The organism is Gilvirhabdus luticola (genome assembly GCF_040117515.1).
Classification (GTDB): domain Bacteria; phylum Bacteroidota; class Bacteroidia; order Flavobacteriales; family Flavobacteriaceae; genus Gilvirhabdus; species Gilvirhabdus luticola.
This window is the reverse complement of sequence record NZ_JBEEEN010000010.1, coordinates 1-19,671: the sequence shown is the minus strand read 5'-3', so window position 1 is coordinate 19,671 and position 19,671 is coordinate 1. Positions and strand designations below refer to the sequence as shown.

Sequence of the window (19,671 nt, the reverse complement as noted above, 5' to 3'; positions counted from 1 at the left end):
ATGAGTAATAATTTAGGCAAACTATATCTAATTCCTACACGTTTAGGCGATAATCCTCCTTTAGAAGTGCTTCCTATTTCTGTAAAAAAAATAATTGAGCGAATAGATTATTACATTGTAGAGAATGAAAAATCTGCAAGAGCATTTATAAAAAAAGTACATTCCAGAAAGTCTCAATCTTCATTAAATTTATTTAAGTTAAATAAATTTACAGATGTTTTAGATCTTCCAAAGTTTTTAGAACCATGTGCTAATGGTGAAGATGTAGGTTTACTATCGGAAGCAGGTTGTCCAGGAATAGCTGATCCAGGAGCAGATATTGTTAACATTGCACATCAAAAAGATATAAAAGTTATTCCTCTAGTTGGACCTTCTTCTATCCTTTTGGCTATGATGGCTTCTGGCATGAATGGCCAAAATTTTGCTTTCAATGGTTATTTACCAATAGATATACAAGATAAAAGGAAAGAACTCAAACGATTAGAGCGACTTTCTTTTGATAATAATCAATCGCAAATTTTTATTGAAACTCCATATAGAAATAACAAAATGCTTGAAGACCTTTGCAATATTTTGGATCAAAACACCAAAATATGTGTTGCTACAGACATTACTCTATCTTCAGAATTTATAAAAACAAGAACAGCAATTGAATGGCAAAAAAATATTGTAGACCTACATAAGAGACCTACAATATTTATAATTCATAAATATTAAATATTTCTTAGCTTTTAGATTGTTGTAGCTTTTGCAAATCTGTTAGGTTTAGCAAAAGATGTATCGTAACCAGAAAACTTTTTCATATAATATTGTATGCTCGTTCCATAACCATCTGTAAAACCAACAGCGCCATAACTTCTTAAGTATTTTTTTACACTACCAGCTCCTGCTAAATGAGCAGCAGCCAAAATACCAGACTCGGTAACAACAACACCATTGATACGCTTACCAACAAATTGTTTGATATCCCGTCTTAAAATCCATTTATTACGCTCCAAATTAGCTATAAACGCTTTTTCTTGAAGTTCTGGATTATTTAAAAATAAGTTAGGATTATTAATGCCAATCATTTTTAATGTTTCTTTTCCAAACTGATATTTTCCTAAATAACCAAAAGTGTTTACAGTAAAGTAGTCTCCTCCAGATTCCTTAAAGGCTAAAGCCTCTTTAAAACCAATAAAGCATTTATTTAAATAAGGAGAATAGGCTGTATTAGGCTCAATAAATGATACGGAATTATCGGCTAAATCTTCACCTTGAGAAACCGTATAATTTAACATCATTCCTTTAGTCGAGTATTTGCTCAAATCAATCGATTCATCTTTAGAAAACGAAACAAACAATAATGAATAATATATTGTAAGCGATAGGGCAAAAAAACTTGCAATATTTTTTATCATAATCTTTAAAATTTCTTCAGCATTTTTACTAGAAATATGCTTGAAAATTTGAGCCGGCAAAATTATAATTTTTTTCAATTATTTCAAAATTACTCGTTTAAGTGATCTTTTTAATAGTAGAATAGATGAAATGCAACCCTATTTTTATTAAATTCAATGGTAGGAAATGGGACTTTAAATACGTTTAAAACATCTAAAATGGATCTCAGAAGGTGCGAATTTGTTTTGATCTTTGTTAGGTCGATATCTAGACTTAAATAATACTGTCTAACCCTATCGCTATCTTCAATTAGCTCATTATCAGAATTTTCAATTCCATACAACATACCTTCAGCTCCATAGCCTACGGCAACATTAAGCCATTTTGGCAATTTTGCTTCTTTAAAAAACGAATGAATATTGGCACTTAACCAGTATGTTTGCCCGTTATAGTCTTTTAAAACCTGCTCTGAAAAGGAATCTCCTAGTTTTTCTGGGTTCATAGAAGCATATTTTGTTTGATGAAATGAGTATTTTAAGGCAATTCTTTGCTCTTCCCACAATAATTCTTGAGAAATATAGAGTCCTGTACCTACTGCATTGGCAGCAATATCTCCCCATGAAAATCCCCATTCTTCAGAAAACCCATCGAGTACTTCAATAGTAGTCAAAAATACAAAACCCAGAGTGCCACCATAAATAAGTTGTTCTTTTTTATCAACACCGCTCCAATTCAGAATATTTGCTCCAAATCTTCCCAATTGATAAGACGTGAAAACATGTCCAAACTTATCTATCTGAAGCCATTCTTCGTTATCATTAAGCACATGAAATTTTGATCTTGGATAATCGTTGTACCAAAGTTCATTTAAACCTATTAATGTTATTCCAGCCAAAGTGGCTTCGGTAATAACAACAGCATTGCGTCTAGGCTTATTTAAAGTGTCACTTGGTTTTAAAAAATTGTTGATTTTTGATTGTGAAAACGTACTCAAACAAAAAAAAATAAATAAAAAGAAACAAATACAGTATTTACGATATTGCATTATCTTTTTATTCCTTGCTTGTTTATCCAATTCACATACTCCTGTCTATTTCTATTATGTTGTGATAAGGTCTTTGCAAATTTGTGATATCCAAAACGATTTATATCAACAACAAAATAGTAATAGTCATGTTTTTCATAATTTAAAACTGCATCTATAGCAGAAATGTCCGGCATGGTAATTAAACCTGGTGGAAGGCCAGCATACTTGTAAGTATTGTAAGGCGAATCGAGTTCTAAATCTTTAAATAAAACCCGTTTAATAATCTGATTGAAATTTCCACTTTTTTCTTTAATAGCAAAGATAACCGTTGGATCGGCTTGTAAAGGCATACCTCTTTTCAATCTGTTGATGTAAACACCTGCCACTCGTGGTCTTTCTTCTGCTTTTGAAGTTTCTTTTTGTACAATAGAAGCTAAAGTAATCACCTCTTTTGGTGATAAATTAATGCTTTTAGCTTTTTGCAATCTATTTTCATTCCAGAATTTATGATATTCTGTGAGCATACGATCTCTAAATTTTTCAGCAGAAGTATTCCAGAAAAATTCATAACTATTTGGAATAAACATACCTAAAGCAGTTTTTTTATTAAAACTGTTGGCTTCTAAAAATGTAGAGTCTAACATTGAAGCAAGAATAGAGACACTATCGGCTTCTAATTGATTAGAGATACGTCCAGCTAAATCTTCTAAAGTTTCCTGATTATTAAAAGAAAGCTGGATTGGAATATTATTACTTCTAATGGAGTTAATAATGTCATTATTGTTCATTCCTTTTTTAATGACATATCGTCCAGCTTTTATATTGGATACATATTGCTTCCTATTTGCCAGAGCATCAAATGCATCCATATCTTTTAATAACGGAAAAAGAATTTCTCTTACATCGTGATAATTGGAGTTTGTTCGTATGTAAATGTAGGCTTCATCATTAGTAAAGGCTGTATTGTCTACAAACATTGTACTGTAAACAAAATAGGCGAAATAAGCAGCGGCAACTAAACCTAGTAGTGCAATAGCAACAATAATCTTTTTGATATACATTTACTTGTTAATACGTTGAAATAAATATTCGTTTTTAAATGATTTGTTAGAAAAGTTCCAATCTTTTTTCAAACCCCCTTCTTCAAAATTTTGACTCTTAAAAAGCTTGATACTAGCTTCATTATTTTCAGCAATATTACAGTACACCTGATGTAAGTTTAAACGACTAAAACCATAATTAACCAATAACTCTAAAGCTTCAGCTCCATAACCTTTGCCTCTATCTTCAGATTTTTTGATTATAATTCCTATTCCTGCTCTTTTGTTTTTAAAATCAAAGTCAAAAAAATCTATTAAACCCAATGGTTCATCTTTATAACTAGAAATCATTAATCTTAATTGTTTGACTTCATAAATATCTTTATGGGCATTTTCTAAATACTGCTTAATCACATATCTGGAATATGGAGTTTGTGTTGAGCTTAATTCCCAGAAATCTTCATCATTCTCAATTTTAAAGATAAAATCCAAATCTTCAGGTTCTAAAGCTCTTAAGTAGATATGTTTTCCTTTTAATGTTACCATGAAACTTCACCTTTATAAACAAATTCTGCTGGACCAATTAACCAAACATTGTTATAAGCTCCTTTGTTTTCATCAAAAGACACTTTTAAGCTGCCTCCAGGTGTAAGTAAAGTAATTAGATTCTTTTCTGTTTCTCCAATATAATGCATCGCAATCGCTACTGCCGTAACACCAGTACCACAGGATAGTGTTTCATCTTCAACACCTCTTTCATATGTTCTAACAGAATAATTGTCAGTGTCTATTGCTTCGACAAAATTAACATTAACACCTTCTTTTTTATACAAATTACTAAACCTAATTGTTGATCCTTCAGTTTTTATATCTAAATGCTTTAGGTTTTCTTGAAATTGAACATGATGTGGAGATCCTGTATCTAAAAAAACAAAGTCATCATTCATTTGAATACCTTGAACATTATGCATTTGTAGCTTCACCAAACCATCTTCAATAATTGCTTTATGCAAACCATCAACAGCTTCAAAAGTGGCTTCTGCTTTTACAATCCCTAAATATTTTGCAAATGCAACAATACAGCGACCACCATTTCCACACATGGTACTTTCGTTACCATCAGCATTATAATACACCATCTTAAAATCGGCAGAATTATGATTTTCCAACAAAATTAAGCCGTCAGCTCCAATGCCAAAACGTCTGTCACATAATCGTTTAATGAGTTTGGTATTGTTTTTGTCAAAAATATCTTGACGATTATCAATAATCACAAAGTCATTTCCAGTTCCTTGATATTTATAAAAAGTATGCATCATAACAAAGCACAAATATATAAATATTAAACTGGATTATGGGTTGTTAAATCATCGTTAAAGTTGATGTTAAATAGTCGTTAAAGTAAATATGAAAATTCAATAAATATTTAATTTTAATCGTTATAATTTTGAACTTAAACTGTTTTACATTATGAAAAAGATTTTTGGATTAGTACTTGTTTCAGCATTAGGTGGAATTTTAACTTTAAGTGCTTACAAGATTTTTTTAGAACCTAAAAGCGATATGGTCGTCGCAACAACTGAACAACCAACTTTTTTGCCAACAAACCATACGGTTAGTAACATATACGATACAGCCGTTCCGAGCAATTTTGTAGAGGCAGCAGAAAAAGCCGTACATTCAGTAGTACATGTTAAGAACACAGCTATTGTGGGCAGTCCAACGACATTACAAGATCTGCTATTTGGTAGAAGTTCACAAAGGCAGCAAATAGGAACAGGCTCTGGTGTAATTGTTTCACCAGATGGATATATTATCACTAACAATCATGTTATAAATGGTTCTCAAGCACTTTCCGTAACACTTAATAATAATAAAACATATAATGCCGAAATTATTGGATCCGATGCCAAAACAGATATTGCGCTACTAAAAATTGTAGCGGATGAAGATTTAGAATATGCTACTTTTGGAGATTCAGATCAGGCCAAAATCGGTGAATGGGTTCTAGCAGTCGGTAATCCTTTCAATCTTACATCTACAGTAACAGCTGGTATTATTAGTGCAAAATCTCGCGATTTAAGCGGTTCTAGTTATCAATCTTTTATTCAAACAGATGCCGCTGTAAATCCAGGCAATTCGGGTGGTGCTTTAGTAAATACAAAAGGAGAACTTATTGGAATTAATACTGCTATTACTTCTCAAACAGGTTCATATATCGGTTATTCTTTTGCAGTGCCAAGCAACATTGCTAGAAAAGTTATAGAAGACATTATGGAGTATGGTAATGTACAAAACGGTATTCTAGGAGTTACAGGTGGATCACTCAATAGTAAATCCGCTGAAGAGCTTGATATTAATACTACTGAAGGTTTTTATGTAAGTGAAGTTGTAGAAGACTCTGGTGCAGACAAGGCTGGTGTTAAAAGTGGTGATATCATTACCAAAATAGATAATGTAAAAATTTCAAAGTTTGCTGATTTAAGAGGCTATCTAGGTACGAAAAGACCAGAAGATGTTGTTAAAGTTTCTGTACTACGAAATGGAGATATTAAAGTATTGCCTGTAAAACTCTCGAGAAATGAAACTGTTTTCGTTCCAGTTATAGGAGTTCTGAAAAATGCTAATAAAAATGAACTTAAAAAATTTGGTGTAAATAATGGTCTTAAAATATCTAGGTTAAGCGACCGTTATAAAGATTATTGGAAGAACAACGGTATAAAAGAAGGTTGCATTATTACAGCAATTAACGACGTTAAAGTAAAATCTGTAGATGATGTTGAACAGATTATGAGCGGTAGAAGCGATTATGAGCCATTAAGAATTGACCTTATCAATTTAAATGGCGAAAAAGAGCGATACAATTTCAAGTAGTTTAGCTTGATTATTCTTGTTACAATTACTTAACCCTCTAATTAAAATTAGAGGGTTTTTTTTGTTAAAATTGTTTACGAAAACGTTTGAAATAAACTAATTTTGCGCAAAATTTAACAACGCAAAACATTATCAGCAAATGAGTTTTAATACAACTTATGAAAAAGAGTTGGCTTTTCAAGCTGACAGAAGAAGAGCAACGGTAGAATTTATAAAAATTGTGAGTGATTTGTGGTATGACAAATCAATTGAGTTAGTTCTTTTCAGAAATCAATTGATCGACAGAAATGTAAGTCAGATTTTGAACCTTCATGCTTATGCTGGCGAATTTGTTCAAAAACCAATTTCAATTTTTGATTCGGTAGAAATTGCTCAAGCCATCAAAACATTAGATGTTCCGCCTGCAAAATTGGATATTGGTAAACTTACCTATGAATATCATATTGAAGATAAGAAATATGGCAATGCCACATCCTTTGTAGCTAACAAACTTAAAGATGCTAATAAGAATGGTACAATAGAACCAAAAGATGTAATTCTTTATGGTTTTGGTAGAATTGGTAGATTGGTTGCTCGTGAATTAATGACTAGAACAGGCAAAGGCAGTCAACTACGATTAAGAGCTATTGTAACTCGTGGTGAAATAAATGAGACCATTTTAGAAAAGAGAGCTTCCCTTTTAAGAAATGATTCCGTGCATGGTGAATTTCCAGGAACCGTTATTGCAGACCTTAAAAACAGTGCATTAATCTTAAGTGGTACTACAGTAAAAATGATTTCTGCTAATGCTCCCGAAGATATTGATTACACAAAATTTGGTATCAATAATGCTTTAGTTATAGATAATACTGGAGCCTTTAGAGATGAAGAGGCATTAAAAAGACATTTAGCATCAAAAGGGGTTGAAAAAGTATTACTAACTGCTCCTGGAAAAGGAATTCCAAATATTGTTCATGGCGTTAATCACAATGAGTATAATCCTGATAAAGTCAATATTTTTTCGGCAGCATCATGTACTACAAATGCCATCACCCCAATTTTGAAAGCCGTTGAAGATTCTTTTGGAGTAAAAAACGGGCATTTAGAAACTATTCACGCCTACACAAATGATCAAAATTTGGTGGACAACTTTCACAAAAAATATCGTCGTGGTAGAGCTGCAGCATTAAATATGGTGATAACAGAAACAGGTGCTGGCAGAGCTGTGGCAAAGGCCTTACCAAGTTTAGAAGGCAAACTAACATCTAATGCCATTAGAGTTCCTGTTCCAAATGGTTCTTTGGCTATTTTAAATTTGGAACTTGAAAATTCTACTTCTTTAGAAGGTTTTAATACCATTATAAAAAAGTATGCCCTGGAAGGTGATTTGGTTGAACAGATAAAATTCGAATTGAGTGACGAGCTTGTATCAAGTGATATTGTTGGTAGTTCGGCACCTTCAATTTATGACAGTAAAGCAACAATAGTGTCTAATAATGGTAAGAATGTTGTACTATATATTTGGTATGATAATGAATATGGCTACAGCCATCAAGTTATCCGATTGGCAAAATATATCGCCAAAGTAAGACGTTATACATACTATTAGTAAACAATAATCTAAAGCATTATTCTTTGCGTATATAAATTGGCCTCAATAAAAAGAGGCTTTTTATTGAATTAAACTATATAAGTAAACATTATTTTATAAATTCGTAAAAACATATTCAACCAAAAAAACTCCCGAATGAATCAATTTAAATTTATTGCATTAATCTTTTTAATATTAATTAGTTCTGTAAATACCTACGCACAATCAAATCAAGAACCAAGTCAGGAAGAAGAAACACTTTCTTTAAATAGCGGAAGCATTGATAATCAATTTGAATTTATTATTCGACGTTCAAACAGGTATCAAGATTACAAGGTTGTAAAAACCAACTGGTTGTATACTTTGAAATCTCATGTAATAGACTCACTTAAAGCTGTTCATGATGAACTTGACAGTACAAATTTAGTTGTTTCAGAACAGCAAAAAGAAATAAACGATTTAAAGGCTAACTTATCTACAACACAAACATCGCTAGATGCCACTAATAAGGAAAAAGATAGTATGACTTTGTTTGGTATGCAAATGAGTAAATCGGGTTACAATATGCTCATGTGGGTTATAATTGCTGGTTTATTGGCTCTTCTGGTATTTTTTATTTACAAGTTTAAAAATAGCAACTCTGTTACAAAACAAGCTAAAAATGCTCTTGCAGAAATCGAAGAAGAATTTGAAGAACATAGAAAAGTTGCACTTGAAAGAGAACAAAAAGTAAGGCGCCAACTTCAAGACGAAATCAACAAACAAAAAACTTCGAATTAAAAATCCTATTTAAATAATTTAAAAATCTGTAATTTCACTTACAGATTTTTTTTATTTTGAACATTATTGAAGCCAACACCGAACACGTTAATGATTTAGTATTATTATTTGATTCTTATAGAATTTTTTATGAACAAGAATCAGATAAAGAAAGTGCTAAACAGTTTTTACAAGATAGAATAACTAAAAACCAATCCGTAATCTTTATCGCTTACATTGATGATGTTGCCGTTGGTTTTACACAGTTATATCCTAGTTTTTCATCTGTCTCAATGAAGAGAAGTTATATTCTTAATGATCTCTATGTACACAAAGACTATAGAAAAAAAGGAGTAGGATCTGCATTATTAAATAAAGCTAAAGAGCATTGTAAAGTGAAAAATTATAAAGGTCTTGGGTTGCAAACCGGTATAGAAAATCCAGCTCAATTTTTATACGAACAATTGGGTTGGGAAAAAGAACCCTATTTGGATTATTATTGGACAAACAAGTAAACTTTATAAAAATCATAGAATGCATTCTTCAAGATTAATCATAATAGCTTCTTTTTTGATAATCCATGGTTGTGCTAAACAAACATCATCTTCCACAAAGCATTGGTTTAAAGGGAATCTTCATACTCATTCTTATTGGAGTGATGGAGATGAATTTCCTGAATTAATCATGGATTGGTACAAAGCAAATAATTATAATTTTGTTGCACTGTCTGATCATAATATTCTCGCAGAAGGAGATAAATGGGTAACTATCAATGATGATAGTATTCATCTACAAGGTTTTAACAACTATCTTAAAAATTACGGGGAAGAATGGGTGAATTACAAAGTGGATTCTGGTCAAATCAATGTAAAATTGAAAACTCTAGAAGAATACCAAAACCGATATGAAGAACAAGGCAAGTTTTTGATTATTAAATCCGAAGAAATTACTGACCATTATAAAAACAAGCCAATCCATCTTAACGCAACCAACATTCAAAATCTTATAGAACCACAAGGAGGAAATAGCGTTATTGAAGTGCTTCAAAATAATATTGATGCAGTAATCAACCAACGTGAAGCAACAGGAACTCCCATGATTCCACATGTTAATCACCCCAATTTTGGCTATGCAATAGGTCTACAAGATATGGTTGCTTTGAGAGGCGAGCGCTTTTTTGAAATATATAATGGTCATCCTATGGTTCATAATTTTGGAGATTCTATCCATATCTCTACAGAAGAAATGTGGGACCTTATTAATATTGCTTACATCAAAAACAATAAACCAATAATGTACGGACTAGCAACAGATGATTCACATCATTACCACAATAATGGAAGTCAATGGAGTAATGCAGGTAGAGGTTGGATTATGGTAAGGTCGAATGAACTTAATCCAAAATCGTTAATTGAGGCTTTGGAGGAAGGAGAATTTTATTCAAGTACTGGTGTTGAACTAAATGATATTAATTTCGATAATAATGTGATTTCTATAGATGTAAAAAAAGAAAAAGATTTAAACTATAAAATATCCTTTATTGGATGTAAAAAAGGAAAAACTATCCCAGAAGAGTTAATGATTGTTGAAGGAAATAAAGCTAGTTTTAAAATTACTAATGATATCCTTTTTGTAAGATGCAAAGTGATTTCATCAAAATTACATAGAAATCCCATTGAAAATTTGTTGTATGAATCTGCATGGACACAACCTATAGTAGTCAATTCAAAATAATTTATCTTTGCATTACTTAAAGCATTTGTAATGCGTATAGATATCATCACAGTTTTACCAGAATTACTTAAAAGTCCTTTTGAAGCTTCTATTTTAAAACGTGCCATAGAAGCCAATTTGGTAGAAGTACATACACATAATCTTCGTGATTATACAACAGACAATTACAAATCTGTTGACGACTATCAGTTTGGTGGTGGTGCAGGAATGGTCATGATGGTAGAACCTATTGACAAATGCATTACCAAACTAAAATCTGAAAGAGATTACGACGAGATTATCTACATGACACCTGATGGAGAAACTTTAAAGCAAAGCATTGCCAACGAAATGTCTTTAAAAAAAAATATCATAATTCTTTGTGGACATTACAAAGGTGTAGACCAACGTGTACGCGACCATTTTATAACACGAGAAATATCTATTGGTGATTATGTGTTATCTGGAGGAGAACTTGGTGCTGCAGTTTTTTGTGACGCTATTATTAGATTAATCCCTGGAGTTCTTGGTAATGAGACTTCAGCATTAACAGATTCATTTCAAGACAATTTATTAGCACCTCCAATTTATACCAGACCAAGAGAATATAAAAGTTGGAAAGTACCAGATTTACTCTTCAGTGGAAACTTTCCAGAAATTGAAAAATGGCGAGAAGAACAAGCTTACCAGCGAACAAAAGATAGAAGGCCTGATTTATTGAATGATTAAACGGTTTTAAAAATTATAATTTTTAATTGTTCATTATTAATTATTAATTATCTTTGCAGCCAATTTCGGATTAACCTCTGGCGAAAATCGTGAATGTTGTTACGGATAAATATTTAAATCAATTAAAAATGGAATCTTTAGTAAAATTTGTACAAGACGAGTTTGTAACAAAAAAGGACTTCCCAGAATTTGGAGCTGGAGACACAATCACAGTGTACTACGAAATTAGAGAAGGTGATAAGGTACGTACACAGTTCTTTAGAGGTGTGGTTATTCAAAAAAGAGGAACAGGTGCTTCTGAAACTTTTACTATTAGAAAAATGTCTGGAACTGTAGGTGTGGAGCGTATATTTCCAATCAACATGCCAGCTTTACAGAAAATTGAGATCAATAAAAGAGGTAAAGTACGTAGAGCACGTATATATTACTTCAGAGGTCTTACAGGCAAAAAAGCTAGAATTAAAGAAAGAAGACGTTAACAAACGTTTAATATCTCTGAAAAGCCTTGACAAATCAAGGCTTTTTTTATTAACAATTGTTAATAATTACGGTTTATAATTGGTGAATATCTAATTGCTATAAAAATTTGCAAATTTGAATTCTTGATATATATTAGCAGAAGGATTTAACAACAACGCAAGTTGGTTTTATTTGAAAAAGTAAATTTGAGTTAGGTTCTTATAAAGCAACGTTCTTTATATATAATTGTTTTTTGAGGTTTAGAAGCAGCACGTGTAGGCGTGTGGAAGCAGAAGAACCAAGATGCTGTAAGAAGAGCTAGATGTGCAAGCAGAGAGCAAACTGGAACAGTTGAAAGTTTCCAAAAACAAGAGAGACGAAAGGAAATCTTGAAAAAGGAAGCAATGTTTGAAAATAAGTTTGACGTGAAAACGAAAAATAAGTAATCAAACATCAAGAAAAACAATTAGACGGAAACGATTTGGTAACATGTCAATACATTTTGAAAGTTACAACACAAAACGTTTCTTGAAATAGTGAAAGCTTGAATTGAAAAGTTTAAGACGAAAGTGTTAAATGAGTTAGTAGAAATACTAAATAGATCACGCAAGAACTATTTCATAGAAAGCCATGTCAGAGTAGTTAAGTCTACAGTGATATGGCTTTTGTCTTTTAAAAAAATACCTGTTTTAGTGTAATAATTTTTCTCCAATCTACATTCTAAATACACTTATTCCCTATTCATTTTTGTATATTTGCAATTCGAAAAAACATAACCTTTAGTATCTACTAGAAATAATCTATTACATGTCTAATCATTCTACGATAATTTATACAAAAACAGATGAAGCTCCAGCTTTAGCCACCTATTCTCTATTACCAATTGTTCAATCATTTGTTTCAACAGGAGGCATACAAATAGAAACCAAAGATATTTCATTGGCAGCTAGAATTTTGGCTAATTTTCCAGACTACCTTTCTGAAGAACAAAAAGTTACTGATGCTTTATCTGAATTAGGAGAATTGGCAAAAAAACCAGAGGCTAACATTATTAAACTACCTAATATTAGCGCGTCAATTCCACAATTAAAAAGTGCTATTTCAGAACTACAATTGTTAGGATATGATATTCCTAGTTATCCAGAGGAGCCTGAAACTGAAATTGAAAAAGAAGTAAAAGCAAGATACGATAAGATAAAAGGTAGTGCAGTTAATCCTGTTTTAAGAGAAGGGAATTCAGATAGAAGAGCTCCAAAAGCTGTTAAGAATTATGCAAGAAAGAATCCTCATTCAATGGGCCCATGGAGTAAAGACTCTAAAACACATGTTGCTACGATGCAAGAAGGTGACTTTTTTCACAATGAAAAATCTGTTACAATAAACAAAACCACCTCAATAAATATAGAACATATTGATAATAATGGCAAAACGACTATTTTAAAAAGTGATATAGCATTACAAGAAGGAGAAATCATTGACGCTACGGTGATGAGTAAAAGATCGCTAATCACTTTCTTTACAGAACAAGTTAGAGATTCTAAATCTAAAAACGTACTTTTTTCTTTACACATGAAAGGCACTATGATGAAAGTGTCTGATCCTATTATTTTTGGGCATGCTGTAAAAATATTTTTCAAAGATGTATTTGAAAAACATGGTAAGACAATCAGTAATTTGGGAGTCAATGTTAATTCTGGATTAGGCAATCTACTGCAAAGAATTAAAGAATTACCTCAAGATGTTTGCAAAGAAATTGAAGCAGATATTAATGCCGTTTACCAAAATGGTCCTGCAATCGCCATGGTGAATTCAGATAAAGGTGTAACCAATCTTCATGTGCCAAGTGATGTTATAATTGATGCATCAATGCCAGCAATGATAAGAACTTCAGGGAAAATGTGGAATGCTAAAGGAGAGCTTCAAGACACCAAAGCTGTTATTCCAGATAGCAGTTATGCTCCTGTTTATCAAGCTACAATAGATTTTTGTAAAGAGCATGGAGCTTTTGATCCAACTACAATGGGAACAGTTCCTAATGTTGGCCTTATGGCTCAAAAAGCAGAAGAGTATGGTTCTCACGATAAAACATTTGAAATTGAAGTAGACGGTGTTGTTCGCGTTGTTGACACCAATAAAAATATTTTGATTGAGCACAACGTAGAAGAAGGAGATATTTGGCGTATGTGCCAAGTTAAAGATGCTCCCATCCAGGATTGGATAAAACTCGCGGTTTCAAGAGCAAGGGCAACAGATACTCCAATTGTTTTTTGGTTAGATGAAAACAGGTCTCATGATGCTGAACTGATTAAAAAAGTAAAAACTTATTTACCAAATCATGATACTTCTGGTTTAGAAATTAAAATTCTTTCTCCTTTTAAGGCAACACTTTATACCCTGGAAAGAATTAAAGATGGAAAAGATACAATATCTGTTACTGGTAACGTATTAAGAGATTATTTAACCGATTTATTTCCAATATTAGAAGTTGGAACCAGTGCAAAAATGCTTTCAATTGTTCCGTTAATGAATGGCGGTGGATTATTTGAAACCGGCGCTGGTGGATCGGCTCCAAAGCACGTTGAACAATTTTTAGAAGAAGGTCATTTACGTTGGGATTCACTCGGAGAATTTTTAGCATTAGCAGTTTCTCTGGAGCATTTTGGGAATGTAAATGACAACTCTAAGGCATTGGTTCTATCAGAAACTTTAGATGATGCAACCGATACGTTTTTAGATAATAAAAAATCACCTTCTAGATTGGTTGGCGAGTTAGATAATAGAGGAAGTCACTTTTATTTAGCTCTTTATTGGGCCCAATCTTTAGCTGAACAAACTAAAGATCAAATTTTAAAATCGAAGTTTCAAAAACTAGCAAAATATTTAAATGAAAACGAAACAACAATTATAAATGAATTAAATGCAGCTCAAGGTTCTCCTGTTGATATAGGAGGTTATTATAAGCCCAATGAGCATCTAGTAAATCAAGCTATGAGACCAAGCAAAACATTTAATAGCATATTGAATTCTATAATGTAGTCATAGACTTTCCTTATTAAAAAGCAAGGTTTAAAAGGAGTAGGTTTTTTATTTTTAAAATTAAAATACTATTGTGAAGTTTTATAATTCAATCTTGTGTTTTGCTTTTTGCTTTTGTTCCCTCATAATTTCTGCACAAGAGAAATTCACATTAAGTGGTAACATTTCAGAACAAGAAAGTAATGAAACACTTATAGGTGTAAACATTATCATAACCGAATTTGAGACTGGTACGATAACAAACGAATATGGGTTTTACTCTATAACATTACCCGAAGGCATTTATAATATTCAGATTAGCTATTTAGGATTTTCAACTTTGGAACAATCCATTCAGTTAAATGAAAATAAAACACTTAATTTTCAACTTACAGAAAGCACAGAAAGTTTAGACGAAGTTGTTATAAAGACTGATGTTGAAAAGTTAAACATAAAAAACCCTCAAATGAGTGTTAATGCATTATCAATTAACACGATTAAACAAATGCCAGTCGTACTTGGTGAAGTAGATGTTATAAAATCTATAACGCTTTTACCTGGTGTTACTAATGCAGGTGAAAATTCATCTGGTTTTAATGTTAGAGGTGGTGCTGTTGATCAGAATTTAATTCTTTTAGATGAAGCTACTATTTTTAATTCATCACATTTATTTGGTTTGTTTTCAGTATTTAATCCAGATGCCATAAAAGATATCAAACTCTATAAAGGTGGCATTCCTGCAAAATATGGAGGTCGCGTATCTTCTGTTCTTGACATCTATCAAAAAGAAGGGAATAGCAATACGTTTAAAATGAACGGTGGCATTGGTTTGATTTCTAGTCGATTACTTGTGGAAGGGCCAATAAAACAAGATAATGGTGCTTTTTTATTTGGTGGTAGAAGTAGTTATGCACATTTATTTTTGCCGCTATTTGACATTGATAATGTGGCTTATTTTTATGACCTCAATACCAAATTAAGCTACAGATTAAATGATAGAAATAACATTTATCTATCTGGTTACTTTGGTAGAGACGTTTTTGAAATTGGAGATACTTTTGAAAACACCTACGGAAATACAGTCTTAAATTTCAGATGGAATCACTTATTCTCTGGTAAATTATTTTCTAATCTCTCATTAATTTATTCTGACTATGACTACGATTTAAAATTAAATTTTGTCGAATTTGATTGGACTTCCGGCATTCGAAATTTCAATTTAAAATATGATTTTAAATATTACATTAATGATAAGCTAAAACTAGAATTTGGCTTAAATAGCATTTATTACAAATTTAATCCTGGTGATATTAAACCAACAACAGAAAGTTCAGGTATAAATCCCTTCAAGTTAATTGATAAATATGCGTTTGAAAATGCCGTATATCTTGATGCCGAGCACAAGATTTCCAATAAACTTTCAGTGTATTATGGATTAAGGTTTAGCTCTTTTTTAAGATTAGGTCAAGATGAATTAAATATCTATGATAATGATAATCCTATTGTGTTTAATGAAGATCTACAAATTTATCAAAAAGCAGAACCAATCGGCACAGAAAGTATTAGCAGAAGTAATGTAATAAAAGATTTCTTTAATATAGAACCAAGGATATCTTTAGCCTATCAATTAAATGAGACAAGTTCTATCAAAGCCAGTTATAATCGAATGAGTCAATACCTACACTTATTGTCTAATACAAGTTCACCAACACCTCTAGATGTTTGGGCGCCTAGCGGTAAATACATAAAACCTCAATTGTTAGATCAAGTCGCCTTGGGCTATTTCAAAAATATAAATAACATCTATGCTTTAGAAGTTGAAGGGTTTTACAAAACCATTAAAAATAGAATCGATTACGTTGATGGTGCCGATTTAATAGCAAATAATGCTATAGAACAAGTCATTTTAAATGGTGAAGCAAGAGCTTATGGATTTGAATTTTTGTTACGAAAAAATGAAGGTAATTTTCAAGGTTGGGTTGCCTATACTCTATCTAAATCAGAACAACAAACAGCGGGAAGAACACCTACTGAAACGGGAATAAATTACGGTCAATGGTACAATACAGCTTACGACAAAACCCACGATCTTTCTGTAACAGGAAATTATAAGTTAAATGACCGATGGAGCTTTAGTACTAATTTTCTCCTTCAAACTGGGCAACCAACAACTTATCCAAATGCGCAATATGAATATAATGGTATTAGTATACCAAGTTTCGAATTACGTAATGCCAACAGATTACCACTATACCATAGATTAGATATTTCGGCTAATTACACACCAAAACCAAAAAAAGATAGGCGCTGGAAAAACAATTGGGTATTTGGAATCTATAATGTTTATAACAGAAAAAATGCCGCTTCAATTACCTTTAGAGAAAACCGTACAACAGGAAATAACGAAGCCATACGATTAACCATTTTTGGAATAGTCCCGGCGGTTTCTTATAATTTTAAATTCTAGAGCGATGAAAAAAATAATATACTTACTTCTTATATTTTTGTGCTTTTCATGCGAAGACCAAATAGATGTTGATCTAAATGAAGCCGCTCCAAGATTAGTTATAGATGCTTCAATTAATTGGGTAAAAGGAACCGCAGGAAATGAGCAAAGCATTAAACTTTCGCTTTCTGCACCATATTTTAATACATCAGTACCACCAGCTAATAATGCCGTAGTAGAAATAACTGATAGTAGTAATAATACCTTTGTTTTTATAGAAGATAATAATACTGGCATGTATCAAAACTCCACCTTTATACCTATTATAGATGAAACCTATACGCTCAATATTGTTTATAATGGTGATGCTTATAAGGCTACCGAAACCTTGAAATCAGTTAGTTCAATAGAATATGTTGAGCAAATTAATGATGGTGGGTTTTCTGGAGAAGAAATGGAACTTAAAGTCTATTATACAGATCCAGAAGACGAAGAAAACTATTATTTCTTTGAGTTTATAAGTGATGTCACAGCTATTCCTTCCCTTGAAGTTTACGAAGATAGATTTACCAATGGTAACCAAGTATTTGGCTTTTATACCGAAGAAGATTTAGAAGCTGGTGATGAAGTTGTGATAAGAAATAATGGTGTTTCAAAACAATTCTATGAATTTATGTTTGTACTTTTACAACAAAATAGTGAAGATGGAGGTGGTCCTTTTGAAACGCAACCAGCGACTGTAAGAGGTAATTGTATAAACATTACAAATCCTGACAACTTTCCTTTTGGATATTTTAGACTCTCTGAAACAGATGAGTTTGTCTATACAATAGAGTGAATTCAATTAACGCTTATCGCGTGATTAGCGAATTTAGCTTTTTAAAAAATTAAAATTAATACTTCATTTCGTTAATTGTATCTTTCATTAACATTTATAAATGTTTACTTTTGATGTATGAGTTTTAACAAAATTACAGAGCAAGATTCAAACTACAATCATTTAGAAAAAATGAGTCTGGAAGAATTACTCATTAATATAAACCAAGAAGATCAAACAGTACCATTTGCCATTGAAAAAGCCATACCCCAAATAAAAGCATTGGTTGAACAAGCAGTTGGCAACTTAAAAAAAGGTGGTCGTTTATTTTATATTGGGTCTGGCACGAGTGGTAGATTGGGGATTGTTGATGCATCTGAATGTCCACCAACGTTTGGTGTACCTCATGATTTAGTGATTGGTATTATTGCTGGTGGTGATTCTGCTATTCGTCAAGCTGTAGAGTTTGCAGAAGACTCAATAGAACAAGGATGGAAAGATTTACAAGCGTATCACATTTCTAATAACGATATTGTTGTGGGCATTGCCGCTTCTGGTACAACACCTTATGTGATTGGTGCTCTTAAAAAATGCAATGAGAATAAAATTATTACTGGTTGTATTACTTGTAACCAAAATAGTCCTTTAGCTCAAATAGCTAAATATCCCATAGAAGTTGTTGTAGGTCCTGAGTTTGTAACAGGAAGTTCACGTATGAAAGCTGGCACAGCTCAAAAATTAGTACTTAATATGATTTCAACTTCGACTATGATTCAACTAGGTCATGTTAGAGGAAATAAAATGGTAGATATGCAATTAAGTAACAACAAGCTTGTTGATAGAGGAATAAAAATGGTTATGAAAGAGCTAAATTTATCAGAAAACGAAGCTCAAAAGCTTCTTGACAAATATCAAAGTGTACGTTTAGCAATTAAAAATTATAGAATTGAAAACTAAAAGAACAGATAAAGACCTATTATTAAAAGGGTTGAAAATAATGGGACTTACTTTAATATGTATGTTTCTCGGTCCAACCTTAATCTATATTGCTTTTAGTAATCAAGAAAAACCATTATATATACCTATATTAATTGTAGCAATAATAATTTGTTCGTTAGCAGTCTACTTTGGATTTAAAGGAATTAAAACAATACTAGATAGTATGTTTAAAAGTAATATTTCTAATTAACTGAAGTCTCCTTTGGAGTTGTAGGATTATAACCAAAATCATCATCATTCAACACGATACCTAATTTTTCAAAAATGTAATTGATTATAGCATAATGATGTATTGTATGACTATTGGCTTGAGCAAATAATGCTCCAATAGTATATATAATTTTCGTAGTTCCCATTCCTAAATCATCAATAACTTCAACTGTTTCATTCATATCATAATCAAATAGATTGAGCTTTTCAATAATAATATTTAGATAACAACTTGCAATTTTGCAATCAGATTCAACTCTTTTATTTCTAGTTCTAGCAGTCAAATCAACTTGCTTGCTTGAGTCCATTTTTAAAATACAATCATAAAAATCCAAAATATGACGGATGTGTGAACCTATACTAGAATAATATGGAGGAATAGAAGTTTCGCATAACACTTCATCTGTTAAATTTGATAATATCCTTTTAGATTTCTGAAGGTTTTTTAGATTAGATTGAATGATTTTATTCATGGAAACTAATTTAGCTAAATAAAATGAATTTCAAAATTATTTGTAGCATTAGTCAAAGTATCTCTCCAACCTTACATGATTAAACAAAAAAACCCTTACTAATAATTTAGTAAGGGTTTTCTAAAAAAAGGCGGCGACCTACTCTCCCACAAGTAGCAGT

The 19,671-nt window shown here is 31.7% G+C and carries 19 protein-coding genes; 13 read left to right on the top strand and 6 right to left on the bottom strand.

Going from position 1 to position 19,671, the window contains the following annotated elements; genetic code table 11:
* Positions 1 to 717, top strand: coding sequence for an SAM-dependent methyltransferase (locus AAFP94_RS13920; protein WP_316663562.1), 717 nt, complete (start codon positions 1 to 3; stop codon positions 715 to 717).
* Positions 718 to 731: 14 nt separating this feature from the next.
* Here the strand turns inward: AAFP94_RS13920 and AAFP94_RS13915 are convergent, their stop codons facing one another.
* From AAFP94_RS13915 to dapF, 5 genes are all read right to left on the bottom strand, one after another.
* Positions 732 to 1,400 carry a peptidoglycan-binding protein LysM gene (locus AAFP94_RS13915; RefSeq protein WP_316663565.1) on the bottom strand — a complete coding sequence of 223 codons (669 nt, stop codon included), beginning with the start codon at positions 1,398 to 1,400 and terminating at the stop codon, positions 732 to 734.
* A 110-nt stretch (positions 1,401 to 1,510) separates the two neighbouring features.
* Positions 1,511 to 2,425, bottom strand: coding sequence for a DUF2279 domain-containing protein (locus AAFP94_RS13910; protein ID WP_316663568.1), 915 nt, complete (start codon positions 2,423 to 2,425; stop codon positions 1,511 to 1,513).
* The gene (mltG, locus tag AAFP94_RS13905; RefSeq protein WP_316663570.1) at positions 2,425 to 3,468 is read right to left on the bottom strand and encodes an endolytic transglycosylase MltG; all 1,044 of its coding nucleotides are present in this window, start codon (positions 3,466 to 3,468) and stop codon (positions 2,425 to 2,427) included. Before mltG ends, AAFP94_RS13910 begins: the two co-directional genes overlap by 1 nt.
* Positions 3,469 to 3,993 (bottom strand): GNAT family N-acetyltransferase, encoded by a 525-nt coding sequence (locus AAFP94_RS13900; protein WP_316663572.1) that lies wholly within the window; start codon positions 3,991 to 3,993, stop codon positions 3,469 to 3,471.
* A complete protein-coding gene (gene dapF, locus AAFP94_RS13895; RefSeq protein WP_316663575.1) occupies positions 3,987 to 4,766 on the bottom strand; it encodes a diaminopimelate epimerase in 780 nt (259 codons plus the stop codon). Before dapF ends, AAFP94_RS13900 begins: the two co-directional genes overlap by 7 nt.
* 151 nt (positions 4,767 to 4,917) lie before the next feature.
* On the opposite strand from dapF, the gene AAFP94_RS13890 reads away from it, so the two are divergent.
* The 12 genes from AAFP94_RS13890 (at position 4,918) to AAFP94_RS13835 (ending at position 19,018) form a co-directional block, all read left to right on the top strand.
* The gene (locus tag AAFP94_RS13890) at positions 4,918 to 6,321 is read left to right on the top strand and encodes a trypsin-like peptidase domain-containing protein (RefSeq protein ID WP_316663576.1); all 1,404 of its coding nucleotides are present in this window, start codon (positions 4,918 to 4,920) and stop codon (positions 6,319 to 6,321) included.
* Between the two features lie 139 nt (positions 6,322 to 6,460).
* Positions 6,461 to 7,909, top strand: coding sequence for a glyceraldehyde-3-phosphate dehydrogenase (locus AAFP94_RS13885; protein WP_316663577.1), 1,449 nt, complete (start codon positions 6,461 to 6,463; stop codon positions 7,907 to 7,909).
* Positions 7,910 to 8,047: 138 nt separating this feature from the next.
* On the top strand, positions 8,048 to 8,671 hold the full coding sequence (locus AAFP94_RS13880) for a tRNA (guanine-N1)-methyltransferase (protein ID WP_316663579.1): 624 nt from the start codon (positions 8,048 to 8,050) through the stop codon (positions 8,669 to 8,671).
* Positions 8,672 to 8,727: 56 nt separating this feature from the next.
* Entirely contained in the window at positions 8,728 to 9,165 is a 438-nt protein-coding gene (locus AAFP94_RS13875; protein ID WP_316663581.1) for a GNAT family N-acetyltransferase, read from the top strand.
* 19 nt (positions 9,166 to 9,184) lie between these two features.
* Positions 9,185 to 10,384: a PHP domain-containing protein gene (locus tag AAFP94_RS13870; protein ID WP_316663584.1), complete on the top strand. Its 1,200-nt coding sequence runs from the start codon at positions 9,185 to 9,187 to the stop codon at positions 10,382 to 10,384.
* A 30-nt stretch (positions 10,385 to 10,414) separates the two neighbouring features.
* Positions 10,415 to 11,092, top strand: a complete 678-nt coding sequence (gene trmD / locus AAFP94_RS13865; RefSeq protein ID WP_316663587.1) for a tRNA (guanosine(37)-N1)-methyltransferase TrmD — start codon at positions 10,415 to 10,417, stop codon at positions 11,090 to 11,092.
* A 128-nt stretch (positions 11,093 to 11,220) separates the two neighbouring features.
* Complete coding sequence (gene rplS / locus AAFP94_RS13860; RefSeq protein ID WP_316663590.1) at positions 11,221 to 11,571, top strand: 50S ribosomal protein L19; 351 nt, start codon at positions 11,221 to 11,223, stop codon at positions 11,569 to 11,571.
* 787 nt (positions 11,572 to 12,358) lie between these two features.
* A complete protein-coding gene (locus AAFP94_RS13855; RefSeq protein ID WP_316663593.1) occupies positions 12,359 to 14,587 on the top strand; it encodes an NADP-dependent isocitrate dehydrogenase in 2,229 nt (742 codons plus the stop codon).
* A gap of 73 nt (positions 14,588 to 14,660) precedes the next feature.
* Entirely contained in the window at positions 14,661 to 17,033 is a 2,373-nt protein-coding gene (locus AAFP94_RS13850) for a TonB-dependent receptor (protein WP_316663596.1), read from the top strand.
* A gap of 4 nt (positions 17,034 to 17,037) precedes the next feature.
* Positions 17,038 to 17,850, top strand: coding sequence for a DUF4249 family protein (locus AAFP94_RS13845; protein WP_316663598.1), 813 nt, complete (start codon positions 17,038 to 17,040; stop codon positions 17,848 to 17,850).
* Between the two features lie 117 nt (positions 17,851 to 17,967).
* Complete coding sequence (gene murQ / locus AAFP94_RS13840) at positions 17,968 to 18,786, top strand: N-acetylmuramic acid 6-phosphate etherase (protein ID WP_316663601.1); 819 nt, start codon at positions 17,968 to 17,970, stop codon at positions 18,784 to 18,786.
* On the top strand, positions 18,776 to 19,018 hold the full coding sequence (locus AAFP94_RS13835) for a DUF6095 family protein (RefSeq protein ID WP_316663606.1): 243 nt from the start codon (positions 18,776 to 18,778) through the stop codon (positions 19,016 to 19,018). The genes murQ and AAFP94_RS13835 overlap by 11 nt, the downstream gene beginning before the upstream one ends.
* Here the strand turns inward: AAFP94_RS13835 and AAFP94_RS13830 are convergent.
* Complete coding sequence (locus AAFP94_RS13830; RefSeq protein ID WP_316663608.1) at positions 19,011 to 19,511, bottom strand: hypothetical protein; 501 nt, start codon at positions 19,509 to 19,511, stop codon at positions 19,011 to 19,013. The two genes, AAFP94_RS13835 and AAFP94_RS13830, sit on opposite strands and share 8 nt — an antisense overlap.
* Positions 19,512 to 19,671 lie beyond the last annotated feature (160 nt).